At 34.8% G+C, this 20,058-nt stretch carries 13 protein-coding genes; 12 read left to right on the top strand and 1 reads right to left on the bottom strand.

Annotation, left to right across the window (positions count from 1 at the left end; genetic code table 11):
- Positions 1–151: 151 nt before the first annotated feature.
- The 10 genes from CBP76_RS11995 to CBP76_RS11950 all read left to right on the top strand — a co-directional run bounded on the left by CBP76_RS11995 (position 152) and on the right by CBP76_RS11950 (position 14,748).
- The gene (locus CBP76_RS11995) at positions 152–2,470 is read left to right on the top strand and encodes a glycosyl hydrolase family 65 domain-containing protein (RefSeq protein ID WP_166667270.1); all 2,319 of its coding nucleotides are present in this window, start codon (positions 152–154) and stop codon (positions 2,468–2,470) included.
- 128 nt (positions 2,471–2,598) lie between these two features.
- The gene (locus CBP76_RS11990; protein WP_281258485.1) at positions 2,599–3,843 is read left to right on the top strand and encodes an argininosuccinate synthase; all 1,245 of its coding nucleotides are present in this window, start codon (positions 2,599–2,601) and stop codon (positions 3,841–3,843) included.
- On the top strand, positions 3,840–5,237 hold the full coding sequence (gene argH / locus CBP76_RS11985) for an argininosuccinate lyase (RefSeq protein ID WP_102197090.1): 1,398 nt from the start codon (positions 3,840–3,842) through the stop codon (positions 5,235–5,237). Before CBP76_RS11990 ends, argH begins: the two co-directional genes overlap by 4 nt.
- A gap of 185 nt (positions 5,238–5,422) precedes the next feature.
- Positions 5,423–6,634: an acyltransferase gene (locus CBP76_RS11980; protein ID WP_174683328.1), complete on the top strand. Its 1,212-nt coding sequence runs from the start codon at positions 5,423–5,425 to the stop codon at positions 6,632–6,634.
- Positions 6,591–8,108, top strand: coding sequence for an AMP-binding protein (locus tag CBP76_RS11975; RefSeq protein WP_102197089.1), 1,518 nt, complete (start codon positions 6,591–6,593; stop codon positions 8,106–8,108). Before CBP76_RS11980 ends, CBP76_RS11975 begins: the two co-directional genes overlap by 44 nt.
- The gene (locus CBP76_RS11970; protein WP_102197088.1) at positions 8,108–9,085 is read left to right on the top strand and encodes an aliphatic sulfonate ABC transporter substrate-binding protein; all 978 of its coding nucleotides are present in this window, start codon (positions 8,108–8,110) and stop codon (positions 9,083–9,085) included. Before CBP76_RS11975 ends, CBP76_RS11970 begins: the two co-directional genes overlap by 1 nt.
- A 135-nt stretch (positions 9,086–9,220) precedes the next feature.
- Positions 9,221–9,763 (top strand): helix-turn-helix domain-containing protein, encoded by a 543-nt coding sequence (locus CBP76_RS11965; RefSeq protein WP_102197087.1) that lies wholly within the window; start codon positions 9,221–9,223, stop codon positions 9,761–9,763.
- A gap of 161 nt (positions 9,764–9,924) precedes the next feature.
- On the top strand, positions 9,925–11,793 hold the full coding sequence (locus CBP76_RS11960; RefSeq protein ID WP_102197086.1) for a BglG family transcription antiterminator: 1,869 nt from the start codon (positions 9,925–9,927) through the stop codon (positions 11,791–11,793).
- An 18-nt stretch (positions 11,794–11,811) separates the two neighbouring features.
- A complete protein-coding gene (locus CBP76_RS11955) occupies positions 11,812–13,749 on the top strand; it encodes a PTS fructose transporter subunit IIABC (protein ID WP_102197085.1) in 1,938 nt (645 codons plus the stop codon).
- 33 nt (positions 13,750–13,782) lie between these two features.
- Positions 13,783–14,748 carry a ketose-bisphosphate aldolase gene (locus CBP76_RS11950; RefSeq protein WP_102197084.1) on the top strand — a complete coding sequence of 322 codons (966 nt, stop codon included), beginning with the start codon at positions 13,783–13,785 and terminating at the stop codon, positions 14,746–14,748.
- 884 nt (positions 14,749–15,632) lie between these two features.
- Here the strand turns inward: CBP76_RS11950 and CBP76_RS11940 are convergent.
- Complete coding sequence (locus tag CBP76_RS11940; protein ID WP_102197082.1) at positions 15,633–16,388, bottom strand: MurR/RpiR family transcriptional regulator; 756 nt, start codon at positions 16,386–16,388, stop codon at positions 15,633–15,635.
- Positions 16,389–16,545: 157 nt separating this feature from the next.
- Here CBP76_RS11940 and CBP76_RS11935 point away from each other — a divergent pair, with 157 nt between their 5' ends.
- Both CBP76_RS11935 and CBP76_RS11930 read left to right on the top strand, forming a co-directional pair.
- A complete protein-coding gene (locus CBP76_RS11935; protein WP_102197081.1) occupies positions 16,546–17,877 on the top strand; it encodes a family 4 glycosyl hydrolase in 1,332 nt (443 codons plus the stop codon).
- 18 nt (positions 17,878–17,895) lie between these two features.
- Complete coding sequence (locus CBP76_RS11930; RefSeq protein ID WP_102197080.1) at positions 17,896–20,013, top strand: alpha-glucoside-specific PTS transporter subunit IIBC; 2,118 nt, start codon at positions 17,896–17,898, stop codon at positions 20,011–20,013.
- The last annotated feature ends 45 nt before the right edge of the window (positions 20,014–20,058 follow it).

Below are 20,058 nucleotides of genomic sequence, written 5' to 3'. Positions count from 1 at the left end.
CATAAAACCAAATTAAGGGGTTTTCTTATGCCAAATTTAATTCAGAATTTTATATCTCAGTCTCTTTTATTTGTTATTTAAAAGGCAAGTGGTTATATTAATGAATAATAAATATGTGTTTAAACACATATCAAAAAAGAGATGGATTAATATGCTATTCGGTGTAGTTACAAAACCAGATAATGATTGGTGGATCGGTAGAACAAAACCAGATATTTGTCATTTAAGTAAACTTGAATCTTTAATGTTTCAAGGAAATGGTTATTTCGGTATTCGCGGTTCTGTTGAAGAACATTACATGGAAGAAAAGCGTGATATGTTTGTCATGGGTACCTTTGATAAGTACGAAGATGAGGCGACAGAGTTACCTAATTTACCTGACCTTGTTAATTTAGAGATTAAAATAAATAACGAAGTTATGAAATTAAATCATGGTGAAGTAAGTAATTTTAAACGTAGTCTAAATATAAAAAATGGTGAGATGACTCGTTCATTCATTTGGAAATATAATAAAAATCAATATGAATTTAAATTCAAAAGGTTTGTCTCAATGGCACGCTTGCATTTGTTTATCTCAGAGGTTGAGGTTACTCCGTTAACTGATAATGTCAGAATTCAAATTAAATCAGGAATTGATGGGCAACAGACTAATTGTGGAACACAGCATCTTGTTGAAGGTACAAAACGTCTGTTTAATGCTCGATTCATGCAGATGCAAACTAGAACTCAGGAGTCAAAAATAAAATTTGCTTTAACCGAATATCATCGGATTTTTTTAGATGAAACCGAATTGAATTTGAATCCGCATTTGAAATTGAGCCGTCGACAGATATATGCCAATTATTCAGTAGATGTTAATCAGGGGCAGACCTTAACAGTAGTTAAGTATGCGAATATTTTCTCCAGTAAGGATAAGGATTTGAAATGCAGCGTCTCAGAAGATTCTTTATTGGATCTGAAGAAAGTTGGACGAATTGATTATCAAGCGCTACTGGCGGAATCAACTAAGGTTTGGGAAGAAGATATTTGGCAAAATAGTAATGTTGAAATACAGGCACATAATAATAAACCTCAGATTGCCGTCAATTTTGCTAGATATCAATTGATCTCTAATACTCCACATGATTTTGGAATGAATATTGGAGCAAAAGGGATGACCGGTGAAGGATATAAAGGACATACTTTTTGGGATACAGAAATATTTATGTTGCCATATTATATTTTGTCATTGCCACATTATGCCCATAACTTATTAGAGTATCGGTACTTGGGTTTAATTGGAGCCAAAAGAAAGGCACATCAAGGGTGCTTTCATGGCGCTCAATATCCATGGGAAGCTGCTATGCCAGCCGATGCTGAATCTGCTCCAATTTGGGGCAATGCCGATATTGTTACTGGTAGACCTATGAAAATATTATCAGGATTTTTGGAACAGCATGTTACTAGTGATGTGGCCTATGGAGTGATGAGCTATTTGATAGCTACTAATGATAAAATATTTGCTCATCGAATGGGGTATGAAATGATTTTACAATGTGCCAAGTTTTGGGCCAGTCGAGTGGAATGGAATAATGAGAAAAATCATTATGAAATTACTGATGTCATTGGTCCAGATGAATACAAGGAGCATGTTTCGAATGATGCTTTTACAAACTACATGGCTTATTGGTGTATGAAACGTGGTGCTGAAATAATTGCTGATTTACGACAGAATAATCTTGAGGTTTATGATCGATTGGATCAAAAAATTAATTTAAAAGAATTGTTCAAAGCTTTGATTCAGAAGTCGGCCATGATGTACCTTCCTAAGCCCAATACTGAGGAAATTATTCCACAAGATGACGATTACTTATCTTATAAAAAAATTGATATTAGTAAATATAAAGATGCCGAAAAAGATATCGAAGATGTTTCGGAGATTTTTAAAGATTTTGATCTTAAGCAGTTGGATAAGATTCAAGTTACCAAACAACCGGATGTCTTGTTGATGCTATTGATATTTGAAGATATTTTTCCTAAAGATACAATCATAAAAAATTGGAACTATTACGAACCCAAAACAACTCATGATTCTTCATTGTCATATTCCCCCCATGCAATTTTGGCAAATGATTTGGGTCTTTATGATAAAGCGTTTGAGTATTTTGAAAAGGCCTGTCAAATTGATCTAGGCACCAATATGGAATCCTCCGTTAAGGGTACGCATATGGCTGGCTTTGGTGGAGTGTGGAATACGGTTGTTGAGGCTTTTGGTGGGGTAAGAATTACAGAAAAAGGTTTAAGAGTTGAACCACATTTACCAAGTACTTGGCGTTCATTGAAGTATTCTATTAATTGGCAAGGGGTGAAAGCAGAAGTGTATGTCACGCATACTTATTTTTATGTGTTAACAGATGGGAAAATAAAATTTATTTATCATCAACATGAATATCAGGTAGAACCAAAAGAAAAGCTGGTAATTGAACTATGAAAGCAAATTCAATTATTATAAAATATTAGATTATCTAATTTGTTTTTAATTTTAATATTGAAAAAGCATTTCTGAGGTGTTACTATCTTTCTCATAAATTAATTTTTTTCTAATAAAGAGGAGACAGTATTATGACAGAGACAAAGAAAGTAGTTTTAGCTTATTCCGGTGGATTGGATACATCAGTAGCAATTCCGTGGTTGAAAAATAAAGGATACGATGTGATTGCATGTTGTATCAATGTTGGTGAAGGGAAAGATCTTGAGTTTATCAAGAATAAGGCTATTGATGCCGGTGCAGTTGATGCAATTACCATTGACGCTCTAGATGAATTCGCCGACGATTACGCCCTAGTGGCTTTACAAGGACATACCCTCTATGAAGGTATTTATCCGCTTCTCTCTGCTTTATCCCGACCTCTTATTAGTAAAAAATTAGTAGAAATTGCTAAAGAAAATGATGCAATCGCAATTGCCCATGGATGTACCGGAAAGGGTAACGATCAAGTTCGTTTTGAGGTTGCCATCCATGCTCTAGCACCAGAAATGACAGTGCTTGGCCCAGTTCGTGATTGGCACTGGTCACGTGAAGAAGAAATTGAATTTGCTAAGGAACATAATATTCCAATTCCTATTGATTTGGATTCACCATATTCAATTGACGCTAATATTTGGGGACGTGCTAACGAGTGTGGAGTTTTGGAAGATCCATGGAACGAGGCTCCAGAAGATGCTTTTGATATTACTAATCCAATTGAAAAAACACCTGATGAGCCAACTAGTATTGAAATTGAATTTGAACAAGGAGTTCCAGTTAAACTAGATGGAGAGAGCATGAAATTCTCTGATATGATCCAAGAGTTGAATACCATTGCTGGTGAAAATGGTATCGGTAGAATCGATCATATAGAAAATCGTTTGGTAGGTATCAAATCACGGGAGGTTTATGAAACACCAGCCGCTGAGGTCTTGTTGAAGGCTCACAAAGAGCTTGAAGATTTGACACTTGAGCGTGATTTGGCTCACTTCAAACCCTATATTGAAAAAGAATTGAGTGACACAATTTATAATGGTTTGTGGTTCTCACCATTGATGGATTCATTATTAGCCTTCTTGCACGAAAGCCAAAAGACTGTTAACGGAACTATCAAGTTAAAACTATTTAAGGGTAATGTTTGGGTTCAAGGACGTAAATCTCCGAACTCTCTATATGATAAAGACTTGGCTACATATACATCAGCTGATTCATTTGATCAAGAAGCTGCCCAAGGTTTTATCAAACTCTGGGGATTGCCAACGCAGGTTTCAGCTCAAGTTGCCAAAAAAGCTGCCGAGAAAAAAGCTGCTGCACATAAATCTGAGGTGAACCAATGAGTACCGAAAAACTGTGGGGTGGAAGATTCTCAGCTCAAGCCGATTCTTGGGTAGATGAATTTGGTGCTTCAATTAGTTTTGATCAGCAAATGGCAGATGAAGATATTGAAGGTTCTTTAGCACATGTTTTGATGTTGAAAAAAACAGGTATTTTAAATGCTGAAGATGTAGCTCAAATAGTAGCTGGCTTAAAAGACATTCGAAAAGATCTTCATCAAAATAAATTACACTTCACAGCCGAAAATGAAGATATTCATATGAATATAGAAAGTATTTTGACCGATCGAATTGGTTCGGTTGCTGGAAAATTGCATACTGGTCGTTCCAGAAATGATCAAGTGGCGACTGATTTTCATTTGTATGTGAAGAATCGTTTGCCAAAAATTATTGATGAGATAAAAACAATTCAAACAACCTTGGTAAAATTAGCAGATGAAAATGTTGAGACAATTATGCCAGGATATACTCATTTACAACATGCACAACCAATTTCCTATGGTCATTATTTGATGGCCTATTACTCAATGTTAAAACGGGATGTTGAGCGGTTTGAATTCAATATGAAACATACAGATATTTCACCACTAGGAGCAGCGGCATTAGCTGGGACAACTTTTCCAATTGATCGCCAATTTACAGCTGATGAGTTAGGTTTTAGTGATGTATATGGTAATTCGTTGGATGCTGTTTCTGATCGTGATTTTGCTTTAGAATTCTTGAGCAATTCCTCAATTTTGATGCTTCATTTGTCACGATTCTGTGAAGAACTTAGTATGTGGGTTAGTTACGAATTCAATTATTTGGAATTGAGCGATAAGTACACTACGGGAAGTTCCATCATGCCTCAGAAAAAGAATCCAGACATGGCGGAGTTGATCCGTGGTAAAAGTGGTCGAGTATTTGGACATTTATTCGGATTGCTTTCGACGATGAAATCTTTGCCACTTGCTTATAACAAAGATTTGCAAGAGGACAAAGAGGGCGTTTTTGATACTGTTAAAACTATTCTGCCAGCTTTAAGAGTATTCAATGGGATGCTTTCTACCGTTAAAGTTAAAAAAGATAACATGTATCAGGCAACCACACATGACTTTTCCAATGCGACTGAATTGGCAGACTACTTGGCAACTAAGGGTATTCCGTTCAGACAGGCGCATGGAATTGTTGGCGAATTAGTGTTAAAAGGCTTGCAAACGGGAAAGAATCTTCAAGATATCACAATGGTTGAATTCAAAGAGATTTCACCATTGATTGAGGAAGATGTTTATGAAGTTTTGAAACCAGAGATAGCTGTTGAAAGAAGAAACTCTTATGGTGGTACTGGGTTCAAGCAAGTTCGTGAACAGATTTCAAAGGCACAAGCTGAGTTAGAGAATGGAAAAGAATATGTCTAACTTGAGAACATAAAAAAGAGACGACGACTCGATATTGAGTTGTCGTCTCTTTTTTATGCGTATATAAATCAAAAATAAGAAATTCATAGAATAACCTTATGGAATCATCAAGACCCTGGTACTGATGGGATGCTATAACTTATATATGCTTTAAAAAGAAATAAATCAGCAACAGAGGTGACCTTTTGGCGCAAGCAAAGAAGAAAAAATATCTCTATGAAGTGGATCTGATGCGTGTCCTTTTTATCGGTGGGGTTTTGTTGAATCATACGACAACTGCTTTTAAAAATAATGTTAGCAATGGATCTGGAAGTGAGCTCTTTCTTGAAGCAACTCATTTGGCACTTCATTTTACGAGAATGGGTTTTATGTTTATGACTGGACTCGTTTTAGTACTCAATTATTACAATAAAGAACCACATTGGTTCAATTTCTGGAAGAAACGTTACATCAGTGTTGGTATTCCCTATGTTGGATGGAATGCCATTATGTTATGGTTTGCAACCATTACTGCAGGTGTAGCGTTGAATTGGTCAGATTACTTTAAAAATCTATATGATGCAATCATTCATGGTAATAAATACTATATGTACTACATTTTGGTAACATTCCAGTTATATCTGATTTTTCCATTGATAGTCTATATGTTTAAGAAATTCAAGAATCACCATATAGCAATCTTAGTTACTAGTGCAATCATCCAATTGCTATTAGTGATCGGGATCAAATACTGGTTGCCAGGTGTCGATAGATCTAGTTGGTGGTATTTGTTTAGAGCTTATGGAATGAATGTGTTAGTTTACCAATTTTACTTTATCGCTGGAGCTTTTGTTGCTATTCATTACGATGAAGTTGATCGATTTATTGAGAAAAATCACCGGGTTATCGGATGGTCAACTTTAGTTCTAGCACTTGGCACAGTTGCATTGTTCTTTGGTAATCTTAATATTTTGAAATTAAGTATGGGTGCAACTGAATCGATCCATCAGCCTTATATTTTTATCTACGATACCTTTATGATCGTATTTGTTTTCTGGATCGGACGGCAATACGCACATGCTAGAGAAAAAGCATTACCACAATGGTTAGACCGAATTATTAAAAATATGTCAAAAGTGTCTTTTGGGATTTATTTAGTTCAAACGATCCTATTGACACTATTATATGGCATTCTAAGTTTTATTAAATTACCATCCATCGTAACGTTATTATTGCTTCCAGTTGGATATGCATTTGTTCTAGGTGGATCATTTTTAATTTCGTGGTTCTGTTACAAAGTGCCGCCATTTGGAGTTCTTATTGGAAGACCACAATGGCACTTAACTAAAAGAAAAAATAAAGAAGTGAAAGATAATGTCAAAAATAACAAATCAATTAAACAGGCAGTTAGAGAATAATTTAACTGAAAATATTATTAAAGATGAAACAGTCAATCGCTGGTATAGCGGGTATGAGATTGCTGATGATGTAAGAGTTTTGCGAGATGAATTTTTAGAATTACATGTGGGATTGGGCGATGCAGTTTTGGTATGCTTACCAAATACTGCGGCATATCCAGTTATTGCTCAGGCACTATGGGAGGTAGGAGCAGTCATGCATCCAATTGCAGCTACAACTCCAGAATTAGAATTAAAACAAGAATTAGATGAGCACGATTATGTGGCTTCAATTGTAGGACAAGAATTAGTCGATGCTACTTTGGATGATCGAATTGCGATTGTAACGGCGTTACATTTAGAAACCTATTCACTTTTGCATATTATTCGAGATCGAAGTTTGATGGGACATGATGCCAGTGTGCCAGATGAAGATGATTTGGCCTTAATTATGAATACTTCAGGAACTACAGGTAAACCAAAAAGAGTTGGATTAACACATCGTCTTTTATTGAACGGAGTTAAGCATGATATTGAAAGTCATAAGATGACAGCAGCTGATACAACTATGGTTGTTATGCCGATGTTTCATATAAATGCTCAAGCAGTATCAATTCTTTCAACTAGATTGTCTGGTGGAAAAATTGTTATTACTAATAAATTTAGTGCTTCCAGATTTTGGGATCAAATTAGAGATAACGGTGTTACATGGGTATCAGTTGTGCCAACTATCATTAATATTTTACTGATAAATCAAAAAGCTAATGCTAATTATGATGACGATATCAAATTGAGATTTGTTAGATGCTCTTCATTTGCTTTGCCACTTGATAAACTAAAATCATTTCAAACACGCTTTCACACAATAATCCTTGAAGGGTACGGTATGACCGAGACAGCAAGTCAATGTACTATTAACCCGTTTGATGCTCCTAAAGTTGGATCAGCAGGTAAGGCATTTGAAACTGATGTGGCTATTATGATTGATGGAAGACTCACACGTGAAACAAATCAAATTGGCGAAATTGCCGTTCGTGGCGATCATGTTATCAGTGATTACTTAGACCCCCATCCAGATTCATTTAAGGATGGTTGGTTCCTAACGGGTGATTTGGGATATCTCGATGGTGATGGATATTTATTCGTTGAAGGGCGTAAAAAAGATATTATCAATCATGGTGGCGAGAAGGTGGCACCTGTTCAAGTTGAAAACTCATTGAGCCAATTAAATTTTATCAAAGAAGTTTCAGTGATTGGAACACCAGATACCTTATATGGTGAAGCTGTGACGGCAGTAGTAATAAGTCAAGGAGATCAAGAAGAAGAGCTGGAACGTCAAAAGATTTTAGCTCATGCCAAAGCTACATTAACTAATTACGAACAACCAACTAGAATCTTTTTTGTGCAAGACTATCCCAGAAATGCGACAGGTAAAGTGGTTCGCTTGAAACTCAGAGAACAAGTCATGTCAGACTTAGTAAGTAGAGGTGCCTAGTGAATAAAAAACAGAAGCGTTTAAAAAAACTGTTAATAAGTGTAGTTCTATTTTTTTGGGCGGTTATTGCCATTTATGGTTTTAAACAGACGGATGCCGGAGCGGCTAGTTCAGATTTGCAGACGGTTACAATTGGCTATCAAAAAGGAGATCCCTTTGATATCGCTAAACAACGTGGTGAATTTGCTAAGAAAATGAAGTCTAAAGGTTATAAGGTGGTTTGGAAAGAATTTCAAGACGGTAATTCATTAATGCAAGCTCTAAAGGCCGGAAGTATTAATTATGCAAGAACTGGCGATACGCCTCCAGTGTCAGCTCTTTCAACCGGAACTAAGTTAACTTATGTTGCCGCAGGATCTTCAAAAGCCAAAGGATCTGGAATTCTTATTAAGAAGAATTCAAGCATTTCATCAGTTGCAGACCTAAAAGGTAAAAAGGTCGCTTATACCAAGGGAACTAGTTCTCAATATATGCTACTGGCGGCTTTGAAAAAAGCTGGATTAAGTGCAAGTGATGTTACTTGGGTCAATATGGATCAATCTAGTGCTAGTGTTGCTTTCTCTAAAGGGAAAGTAGATGCTTGGGCTACATGGGACCCATACACATCACAGGCTGAAATTAATCAAAATGCTAAGGTATTGATCAGCGGAGTTGGTATTACAAATAATCGTGATTATGTTTTAGCAATGCAAAGTTATGCTAAAGAAAACACTGAGGTTTCTAAATACCTTATTAAATATCTTGAAGAAGATATGGTTTGGGCCAACAACAACCATAGCGAACTTATAACGATGATGAGCAAGTCATTGAAAGTGTCTAAAGCAGTGGTTAAGAAGATGGTTGATCGTCGAACTTACGGTATTAGTGCCATGAATAGTACTTATGCCAAGGAAGAACAGAAGATTGCAGATTTATTCTATGAAGAGAATTTGATTGAGAATAAAGTTACGATTGATGATTATGGAGATTATAAATAAAATAAATTAAAAGTCGACTCGTTAGGTCGGCTTTTTTCGTGTATATTTAGTTTGCATTAGTAATGGCAACCGGTACGTTCTAGTAAAATGATTTCATCAAATTTAAAATTATAATTAATCAAGGGGGACGTTAAAATGAAAACTGGAGAACAATTACAAAAACAAAGAAAATTACACAACATGTCTCAAAATGAATTGGCTGATAAGTTACATTTAACCAGACAATCAATTTCAAAATGGGAGAATGGTACCACCTTACCAAGCTTTGCCAATGTAATTGCAATTAGTGAACTATTTGATGTCTCGCTTGATGAACTAATTAAAGGAGATGAAAGACTGATGGACAAGTTTAAAAATAATGACGATAAAATTAAATTAACTGGTGTTGAAAAGATTATTTGGGGTGGAATTGGAGCTGGAATATTAGCCTGGATCGCCCTTAAATCATTTAGGATTTCTGATTCACTTATTGATGTGGGTACGTTGATTATTGGATTAATTTCGGTTATTGGATTATTGAAAAACTTAAATTGGAAGTATGTTAATAGGAGCCTGAATAAGAAGGCCGTGATTTTTGGAATTATTTTATTGGCAATATTTATTATTGGTGAATTGATTAGTTTTATTAATGGAATGAGATCAGGAATGAATGATTACGTGCCTTTATATAAGTATTGAAATTAAAACCTTTATAAAGTCCAAGACTAAATTTAAGTAATTTTATTTTGCTTGAATTTAATCTTGGACTATTTTATTGCCGTGGTTCAGCGGAAGAAAGATATTATTGTTAGCGGTTACATAATTGAGTAATCTAATAAATGTAGACAGGTGGTGAAGATATGAAAGATAATTACGCCAAATTATTGCTGGAATTAGAAAAAAGAACGAATGGAATTTCAGGTAACCAATTGGCTGATTCACTAGGTGTTTCGACTAGGTCAATTAGAAATTATGTTAAGGATTTGAATAATAACTACTTGCAGGGCGCGCGAATTGAAGCAAGCCCTGAACATGGATATGTAATTAAAGGACAAATCACTAGTATTACGGAAACCGGTCAATTGGAATTTGAACAACGAGCTTTTTTTATACTGCGATACTTGATGATGAGAACAGATATAACAACTTATGAAAATTTAGCGGAGAAGTTGCATTATTCATCCCAAACAATTCGTAGTGATATTTATCGAATTCAAGAATTAATTGCCGAAGAACAGCGAAATGTTAGATTACAGGCAATAATTTTTAAGGGCGTGATGCTTGAAGGCGACGAGTTAGCAATCAGAAGTCTACTGGATAGTTTTTTTAATCCGAATACAACATCTTTTGAACAGTTAGAACGAGAATATGATTTCTATTTTCAAGAGTGGATTGACCCTTTGGAGATTCATTCATTAATTGTCTGTTTGCGTCAGCAATTTGTTAAACGAAATCTTAAACCAACACCTGCATTGGTAAAACCGATTGCCAATTATATCATTATTGCTAATTATCGAGACGATCTGGGACAAAGGTTGAATCAAGTTTTACCAGGAACACAACAACTAAGTGTAGATACCATGGATTATGCTTCTATCTTATTAGAACGTGGATTTCAAATTATTGGAGATACAATTCCTGATAAAGTAGAAACCTGGTGCTTTGCTTGGTTACTAGTTAGTCAACAATTGTTAACTGATGAAAATGCCATTGGAGGGAGTTCAGAGTCAGATTCTAGATTATTAAATACGATAAAAAAGGCTCTATTAGATTTATCAAATACGTACAATCAACCGTTTCTACAGGATACAAAACTACAAACGGATTTATTACTACATATATCAAGGGATATATATCCATTAGAGTACCAATTTTATATTGAAAATTCTTATTTGCATCATATAAAAACTGATTACATTATGGCCTATCAATATGCAGTCGATTTTGCGCATAGTTTGATTGAAATGATGAATTTAAAGGTTCCAGATAATGAAATAGGATATTATGCTCTTCATTTTGCCGCATTTTTAGAACGAAATCAGCAACGAACCATTGATGTGGCGGTTATCTATGCAAGAAGACCAGTAACTGGACAGATGTTAGCCCAACGCATTGAAGAACAATTCTCAAATGTTCAAGTTGTAGCAATAGTTGACACAAAGCACATTAAAGATATTCCTCAGGTAGCACTACTTATTGCTTCTAATGAATCCAGTATTAAAAGTAAATATCCAATTATTTATGTTAATGATTGGCTTGATAAACAAGATAATAAAAAATTACAATTACAGATTAATCAAATCATTCTACAGCAGGTCTTAAATGGAAGTTTATTGATTCATGGGAAATTTAAAAATAAGAATGAATTGATCAAAACAGTTCTGAAAAAAATGGGAAATGACAGTTTATATAGCGCCATTATTCAACGAGAACGATTGTCTTCGACAGAGACAGGAAATTTTGCGGCTATACCACATCCAATGAGAATTCCAGATGTTTCCAAATTTTCCCTAGGAATTGTTATTTTAGATGAACCTATGAAATGGAGTAAAGAGTTAGCGCGCTTGGTTATTGTCGTTATACCTACACATGACCAATTATCAAGATATGAATTAGTTTTCAAAGAATTACAAAGAGTAGTGACCAACAATGAACTGCCTGATTTATTGCCTAGTATCAGAACATTAGATGATTTTATCAATTTGGTTGCTACTGCTAATCAGAGATAAGTTAAGGAGTAAAGTCACATGAAAATATCAGAGTTATTAACCGTTGATACAATTAATTTGAATTTACAAGGCAACGGAAAAGATGATGTCATCAGAGGCTTGGCAAAGAAGTTATATGATGCAGGTAAAGTAGATGACTTTCAAGCATTTGTTAAAGATGTCTGGGATCGTGAAAATGAAATATCAACGGCAGTAGGAAATGGAATTGCTATACCACATGCTAAAAGTAGCCATGTAAATAATGCAGCAATCGCCTTTGGAAGAGCATTACCAGGTATTGATTATGGAGATGACAATTGTCAGTTGGTTTTTCTAATTGCTGCGGGTGAACATGCATCAGATGAACATTTAAAGGCATTATCAAAATTATCAGGATTCCTAATGGATGACATATTCAGAGCCAATTTGATTTTGACCAGAACTCCAGAAGATGTAGAGAAACTAATTGCCGAAAAGGAAAACTCTGATGCAACGGATTCAGCTCAACCGCAAGTATCATCAAAGCAGTCAATTGTTGGAATTACAGCCTGCACCGCAGGAATAGCTCACACATATATGGCTGCTCAGGCCTTAACTGATGCTGGTGCCAAACTGCATATTCCAGTAAAGATTGAGACTCAAGGATCTTCTGGTACAGAAAATGAATTGACGGATGAAGAAATAAGAAATGCCACAGCTGTTGTGATTGCAGCCGATAGAACTATTGATCTATCAAGATTTAATGGGAAACATGTTTTACAAACGTCTACTAAAATGGGAATCAATGAAGCAGAGAAATTGGTAGAGACGGCTCCACAAGCAGTTATTTATCATGACGCTAACGGTAATAGCTCTAATAAAAAACATAACGATGGAAAGGGTCAGGCAAAATCAATAGGATTTGGGATTTATAAACATTTAATGAATGGTGTTTCATTCATGCTACCATTTGTTGTTGCAGGTGGTATTTTAATGGCTATTTCATTTATGTTTGGGACGCAATCATCAAATACAGCTAGTTCACAATACAACTCGTTTGCAGCATTTTTGAATATGGTAGGTTCTAAGGCCGCATTTGGTTTAATGGTTCCAATATTTGCCGGGTATGTTGCATATAGTATTGCTGATAGGCCGGGATTGGCACCAGGGGCAATTGGTGGAATGTTAGCTTATACCGGAGGATCAGGATTCTTAGGCGATGTAGTAGCTGGTTTTGTGGCCGGATACGTAGTAGTAGTTTTAAAGAAGATTTTGATCAAATTACCAAATTCCTTACAAGGATTGAATCCGGTTCTTCTATATCCAGTCATTGGGACATTTTTAACAGCAACCGTTATTCATTATTTGATAAATACGCCAGTTGGATCATTTAATAAAGCACTAACAGCATGGTTACAACACATGTCAGGAGCAAACGCTGTTTTGATCGGTTTTATTCTAGCAGCATTGTTAGTTAGTGATATGGGAGGTCCGTTGAATAAAATCACATATGCTTTTGGTATTCAAATGTTAACAGCAGGTGTTTATGCACCAATGGCAGCTATTATGTGTGGAGGAATGATTCCACCTATTGCACTAGGGTTAGCAACTACATTCTTTAAAAACAAATTTACTACCCAAGAACGTGAGACAGGAAAAGTTGCCTATGTATTAGGTGCGTGTTTTATAACTGAGGGCGTAATTCCTTTTGCTGGAGCTGATCCATTACGTGTTATACCGGGAAATATTATTGGTGCTGGAGTCGGCGGAGCATTATCAATGTTATTCGGCATCACATTACAAGCACCACATGGTGGAATATTTGTTATCCCAATTGCTATAAATCATCCGTTACTTTACGTCTTATGTATTCTTGCTGGAGCAATTGTTGAGTGTTTGATTGTAGGCTTAACAAAGAAAACCGTAACAATAGATGATATGACTAAAGCAGAAAATACTGATCAAACAGAAAAATCGGAAGTGGCTTCAATCTTTTAACTAATAATTTGAATTGGAAAAGAGGAATTTATTATGGTATTAGTTTCGTCAAAGTATTTAGTAGATAAGGCTTATGAAAATCATTTTGCAGTGGGAGCATTCAATGTTGGGAATAGTGAATTCGTTAAAAATATTTTAAGCGTTGCGGAAGAATTACGTTCACCCGTGATTTTACAAGTACATCCCTTTGAATATGATCTGATGGGAAGCAATATTGTTGGATATATTCGTGAAATGGCTATGACATCTAATGTTCCAGTTGCGGTTCACTTGGATCATGGCCGTGATATTAATGATGTTATGAGAGCTATTCGTGATCAAATGAACTCGGTAATGATTGATACATCTGGTCTTTCGTTCGATGGGAATTTAAAGGCTACTAAACAAACAGTTGATTTGGCCCATAGAGTTGGTGTCGCGGTCGAAGCAGAGTTGGGCAGTATCGGTAATCGTAATGCGAGCGCTGAGAATAATATGGGAAGAGTCTATACTGATCCTGATAGTGCCAAACAATTTGTTGAAGCAACTGGAGTAGATGACTTGGCTGTTGCTATTGGAACAGTACATGGACCATATCCAAGTGGTGATAACGATATAAAGATAGACAAATTAGATGCATTAAATGAAGCCCTTAAAATGCCATTAGTCTTACATGGTGGTTCTAATAATCCTGATGAAAAAATTCGTGAAGCAGTTGCCCATGGAATTGCTAAAGTTAATATTTCAACCGATATTAAGATGCCATTTTATCATGCAATTAAAGATACAGTACTGGCTAATCCAAATGACTATGAGCCATGGCTAATGACTCCAGAAGCTGATGAAGCTCAAAAGAAAGTTGTTCGTGAAAAGATGCAACTCTTTAGTAGCAATGGTAAAGCTGATTTATATTTTGCCGATTCAATACACTTGAAGCCACTTTATCCTTATGAATGTGACATTGTTGATAAAATCATTTATGATCAACAACCAGATGAGTGTTTGGTTACGCAAAAATAAAATTGAAATAGTCTGATAAGTTGGGTGCCAAACTTATCAGACTATTTTTATAAGAGAGATAAAAATATGGATGAGTTACCATTAAAACTATTGAGATTGCTTGTTAAAAGAATAATGGAGTTAATTAGTAACGATGTGAATGTTGATGATCTAGTTGTTCCAGTTAGTTGATAGATACATATATGGGATTGATGGAAATACTGAGACAAATAAAACAATAGGTGTAATTTATTCCGCATAAAAACACCAGTCTAGCTGTTAGACTGGTGTTTATTATTTTTCGTAAGATAGTTTACAATTTTTGAATTTAACTAAGTGTTAAACGTATCAATAGTAGAAAACATAGTCCATAGAAAATATTAGCAATTATGACGATGCTGACAAGATGACTAGTTTTTTTGTCTGATTTGGTATTTGGAAAATATTTGAATGATAGAAAGGTCGCCACGAAGGCAAAGAAAGAAAAAATATTTCCTATTATTAATTGGCAGATGGACAAATCTAATAAAATGGAACGATTTTTTTTACTATTAAAAAAATTGTTACTATTTATCCAAAGTATATATCCTACTAAGACGTTTAATAGTATGACAATAAACATTATGGAAGTGTAGGGGCTGGATTTTAAAAGCTCTTGAAAGTCTATACCTTTAGTCGTTTTTATTATTGCAACATATAAGGCATATAAAAGGGATGTAATGAAGAGAATTAGGTAATTCATGACATAAATTTTTTTAGAATTGATTAATAATGTCTGTTTCAAATTAGTAGCTACTCTATTCATTGTGTATGTCCTCCAGTGATGTACTTATATGTTTTATTGTAACTACTAATCTGGTATAAACAACTGTTCTAAGGGAGTTTGGAACACTTTTCAAAATAGGTTATTCAAAATAACTATCTATATAATATCTGAAAAGAGCATCGATAACTAATTCTAATGGTGAAAAATAATTATATTCGGTATCTGGAGTATTAGTTATTTTAAGATTAGTAGTGCTGTAATACAAGTTATAAGTAGCTCTTGATGATAGAGTGTTTTTGGATAGGGGAGTAATAGATATATAAGGAGCATTTTTAAGCTTTAACTTTTGAAGGGATGTGTTTAAATCAATGTTCTCACCACTAAAAGAAATAACCAGCAACAAATCGTTTTCGGTAATATCATTTAGTACCCATTGTAATTCGGTATATGAAGGTATCGTATAAAGTAAAATATTACAGGCTAAGAAATCTCTAGCCAATAATTCGCATGCACGTTTCTCACCCCAATCTGTTCCATACAAGTAGATTCTTTTGGCGGAATGAATAGCTGAAACTAAGGGATTCAGATTAGTTTGAGAAAGTAGTTTTATAGTATCATTCATGTCATTGATTAGGATTTGTGTGTGATTTAACTTATGTGATTCAATACTATCAGCCTCTTGTCTTAAAAAATATTTGAATTCGGTAAAACCTTTGAAATTAAGCTTTTTAGCAAGTCTAGTTAATCCTGCGGGAGATGTATATGCTATGTCACTTATTTCCTTGGAGTTTAAGTTACTGATTATTTTTTTGTTTCTTAAGATAATTGAAAGAAGTTGCATGTCATTATCTGTAAGTCGATCAGAATGTTCATTTATTAACTCTTCAATACGCATAAAATGCCTCCTAAAAATGAAATGCCTTTCACTAGAATGAAACAATATTCATAAAATTAAAAATGATAACGCTTACTCAAAAAGCAAACAAATTTGTTTAAATACATTATATACTGTGCTCATAAATAATTAATTTAATTATAGGGGGTCAAGCGCAATGAAACAAACAAATTTGCATGTAACAATCGCAGGTGGTGGAAGTACTTATACACCAGGTATTACACAAGCAGTTTTAAATAATCTAGACCGTTTTCCAATGACCAAATTGACTTTATATGATATTGATGAAGAAAGAAATGAAGATATGTATCTAATAATTCAATATATGTTAAAAATAACTGGTCATGATGACATCGAATTGTTAGCAACATTAGATCCAAAAGAGGCATTTACAGATTGTGATTTCGTCTTCTCTCAAATTCGAGTTGGTGGTATGGAAATGAGAGAAAAAGATGAGAAGATTCCTTTGAAATATGGATTAGTTGGTCAAGAAACTTGTGGTGTTGGAGGATTTTCATACGGTTTAAGGTCTATCAAAGGATTATTGGGAGTGGTTGGATATGTTCAACAATATGCTCCAGATGCTTGGATCCTTAATTATACTAATCCGGAAACATTGATTGCCGAATCTATTAGGCGAGCTTATCCTGATGCTCATATGATTAATGCATGTGATATGACAATTTCAATTGAAGAAACAATGGCTCGTAATTTTGGTTACGATCGTAAAAATTGGATTTGCCAATATTATGGGTTGAATCATTTTGGATGGTACACGGAAATTTATGATAAATCACTTGAACGAGATGTAATGCCAGAATTAATTGATAAATTAAAGAATAAACCGATGAAAATTGCTTCATTCAATAAAGGCGATCAATCTTGGCAAGATGCTTGGAATAAATTGTCAAAGATTTTGAACTTGTTTCCAGATTATTTGCCAAATAACTATTTGGAGTATTATTTCTTTCCAGATATCGTTGTTGATGAAACAGATCCTAACTATACTCGTGCCAATATGGTTATGGATGGCCGCTTAAAACATACTAAAGATATGGCCAATGAAATCAGAAATAATGAAGAAGGAAATATTTTGGATTTTGATTTTGGTGAACATGGACAATATATCGTTGATATGGCTACCTCTATTCTGAATGATAGTCATGAAAGATTTATGTTAATTCTTCCTAATCATGGTTCCATACCAAATCTTCGAGAAGATGCGGCTGTCGAGGTACCGGCATATGTAGGGCGTAAGGGTGCAGAACCAATTTCAATGCGTCATAATATCCCGGATTTTCATAAAGGATTGATGGAAGCACAGAATGCGGCTGAAAAATTGTTGGTCGATGGTTACTTTGAAGGATCATATCAAAAAGTCCTACAGGCATTTACTTTAAATCAAACGGTTCCTTCTGCCGATAAAGCAAAGTTAGTACTTGATGATTTAATTATTGCAAATAGAAATTATTGGCCAGAACTACATTAATTTTGGAGGTAAAGGAATATGATGGCTAAGTTTCAGCGTTTTGGTGGCGCCATGTTTACACCCGTTGTATTTTTTGTATTTTCTGGAATTATTGTAGGATTAACTGCTGTCTTCACCAATCCCGCCATTGTTGGAGGGTTGGCGTCTCCAGGAACTGCGTGGCTTTCAATTTGGAAGATAATCGATGCCGGCGGGTGGACAGTATTCAATAATATGGAAGTTCTCTTTGTAATTGGTCTGCCATTAGGGTTGGCTAATAAAGCAAAAGAACGAGCAGCACTTGAAGCATTTGTTATTTATATGACATTCAATAATTTTGTTAATCAAATTCTTCAAATGTTTGGTAAAAATTTTGGAGTAAATATTAATTCAACAGCAGAAACTAGTGGATTGAAGGTTATTGCCGGGGTAAAAACATTAGATACAGGAGTTATTGGTGCAATTTTAATTGCGGGAATAGTTGTATGGCTACATAATCGCTATTTTAGCGTTAGATTACCAGATTGGTTAGGAGTATTTCAAGGATCAGCCTTTGTTGCAATGATTGGATTTCTCTTGATGATCCCAATAGCGGGTCTTTTTGTATGGATTTGGCCTATGTTCCAACACGGGATTTTACAAATGCAGTACTTTATGGTTAAATCAGGTAATTTTGGAGTATTCACGTATATTTTTCTTGAGAAGGCCTTGTTGCCAGTAGGCTTGCATCATTTTATTTACGCTCCGTTCCAATATGGTCCGGCAGTTATAGAAGGAGGAACGACACTATATTGGGTTAAACATATTAGTCAATTTGCATCTACAACAACACCGCTTATTAAACTATTTCCAGAAGGTGGGTATGCAATGCAAGGTATGTCTAATATTTTTGGAATTCCTGGTATTGCCTTGGCATTTTATGCAACTGCTATTCCTAAGAATAGAAAAAAATTATTAGCACTTATCATACCTGGTGTATTAACTGCTGCCCTGGCTGGTATTACAGAACCATTTGATTATACATTTCTATTTATTGCACCAGCATTGTTCTTTGTTCATGCATTTTTAGCTGCGTGTTTAGCAACAACAATGTATGCTTTTGGAGTAACTGGAGATATGTCAGCCGGGTTAATTGATATAGCTGCTAAAAACTATATTCCAATGTGGGCAAATCATTGGCAAACATATGTTATTCAATGGGTAATTGGAATTATCTTTATTGGTATTTATTTTGTGGTCTTTAGATTCTTGATACTCAAATTTGATTTCAAAACACCAGGCAGATCCGATGATGAAATGGTGAATATGTTTACTAAAGATGATTTTAAAAATAAAAAGTCTAAGGAAAAAGGTACGATTTCAAATGATCCATTTAGAACAGCGGCTGGTGCCTATATAAACCTTTTAGGTGGGGCTGATAATATAGCTTCAGTAAATAATTGTTTTACCAGATTACGTTTAACAATTAATAATCCAGATGTTTTAGCAACCGATAATGAATTTATGGAAGTCGGTGCTAAGGGGGTTGTACGTAATAAAGATGCAGTTCAAGTTATTATTGGACCAGATGTAACTAATGTTCGTGAGGAGGTTGATGATTTAATTGAAAATGGTGGTTGGGAGATGTTTGATAACCAGATATCAAATTCAATACCAGTCTCTGAAAAAGAGAGTCAAACTGAATTTTTAACAAACGAATCTCAGTTATTTGCACCCGTGGATGGAACATTTATTGAATTGGAAAATCTAAAAGATGATGTTTTCTCTCAAAAAATGATTGGCGATGGTTTTGCAATTGAACCAATAAATGGGAATATTTATTCTAGTGTTGAAGGAGAAATTGAATCGATTTTTCCTACTAAACATGCAATCGGTATCAAAAGTTTAAGTGGGGCTGAGATTTTGCTTCATTTGGGACTAGACACTGTGGAGCTAGAGGGAAAGCCGTTTGAAATTTTAGTTAAAGAAGGTCAAAAGGTTACTGAAGAGACTTTGATAGCTAAAATGAATATTGATGAGGTTAAAATTGCAGGTAAAGATCCAGTAATCATTAATGTAATTACAAATAGTGATAATTATGATTTAGGTAGATTCAATAAGTCTAGTACATCTGGCATTAAACATGGAAGTCCAATAGCGGTAGTTTATAAAAAGTAATAAAAATCTTCCTGTTCAAAAAACTTCCAACATTAAATTTGTTGG

The sequence above is a fragment of the Companilactobacillus nuruki genome, assembly GCF_002872255.1.
GTDB lineage: Bacteria > Bacillota > Bacilli > Lactobacillales > Lactobacillaceae > Companilactobacillus > Companilactobacillus nuruki.
This window is presented reverse-complemented; position numbering and strand designations above follow the sequence as displayed.

What these genes read in the sequence shown, in the direction of transcription:
- CBP76_RS11950 (WP_102197084.1), top strand. Translation starts at nt 13,783, where the DNA reads ATGGTATTAGTTTCGTCAAAGTATTTAGTAGATAAGGCTTATGAAAAT.
- CBP76_RS11975 (WP_102197089.1), top strand. Translation starts at nt 6,591, where the DNA reads ATGTCAAAAATAACAAATCAATTAAACAGGCAGTTAGAGAATAATTTA.
- CBP76_RS11940 (WP_102197082.1), bottom strand. Translation starts at nt 16,388, where the DNA reads ATGCGTATTGAAGAGTTAATAAATGAACATTCTGATCGACTTACAGAT.
- CBP76_RS11930 (WP_102197080.1), top strand. Translation starts at nt 17,896, where the DNA reads ATGATGGCTAAGTTTCAGCGTTTTGGTGGCGCCATGTTTACACCCGTT.
- CBP76_RS11955 (WP_102197085.1), top strand. Translation starts at nt 11,812, where the DNA reads ATGAAAATATCAGAGTTATTAACCGTTGATACAATTAATTTGAATTTA.
- CBP76_RS11995 (WP_166667270.1), top strand. Translation starts at nt 152, where the DNA reads ATGCTATTCGGTGTAGTTACAAAACCAGATAATGATTGGTGGATCGGT.
- CBP76_RS11960 (WP_102197086.1), top strand. Translation starts at nt 9,925, where the DNA reads ATGAAAGATAATTACGCCAAATTATTGCTGGAATTAGAAAAAAGAACG.
- CBP76_RS11965 (WP_102197087.1), top strand. Translation starts at nt 9,221, where the DNA reads ATGAAAACTGGAGAACAATTACAAAAACAAAGAAAATTACACAACATG.
- CBP76_RS11935 (WP_102197081.1), top strand. Translation starts at nt 16,546, where the DNA reads ATGAAACAAACAAATTTGCATGTAACAATCGCAGGTGGTGGAAGTACT.
- argH (WP_102197090.1), top strand. Translation starts at nt 3,840, where the DNA reads ATGAGTACCGAAAAACTGTGGGGTGGAAGATTCTCAGCTCAAGCCGAT.